This window comes from Rhodococcus sp. EPR-157, assembly GCF_001647195.1.
GTDB lineage: Bacteria > Actinomycetota > Actinomycetes > Mycobacteriales > Mycobacteriaceae > Rhodococcoides.
The window spans coordinates 1-395 of sequence record NZ_LVCV01000536.1 but is presented as its reverse complement, the minus strand read 5'-3'; the positions used below and the strand labels follow the sequence as shown (position 1 = coordinate 395).

The 395-nt window shown below is 60.8% G+C and carries 1 protein-coding gene; it reads left to right on the top strand.

The annotated features are described in order from the left end of the window. Window positions 1–395 (top strand): AMP-binding protein (locus tag A2J03_RS23940; RefSeq protein ID WP_156520562.1); only part of this gene is annotated, 395 nt, incomplete at both ends.

The window sequence follows — 395 nt, the reverse complement described above, 5'->3', positions numbered from 1 at the left end:
TATGTTGTCGGATTCGGGTGCTGTGGTGGGTGTGACGGTGTCGGAGTATGTGGGTGTGTTGGGTGAGGCGGGTCCTGGGGTGGGGTGGCTGGTGCTCGATGAGGTTGGTGCTGAGCTTGATGTGAGTGCGGGTGTGGGTGTTTCGTTGCCGGTGCCGTCGCTCGATGATGTGGCGTATTTGATCTATACGTCGGGGTCGACGGGTGTGCCGAAGGGTGTCGTCGTCACCCACCGAGGTATCGCGAACCTCGCCGAAGAGCAAAGAACGCGGTTCGGTGTCACCACGGACTCGAGGGTTCTCGCGTTCGCGTCGACGAGTTTCGATGCGTCGGTGTTGGAGTTGGTGTTGGCGTTCTGTGGTGGGGCGACGATGGTGATTGCGCCGACGGATGTGT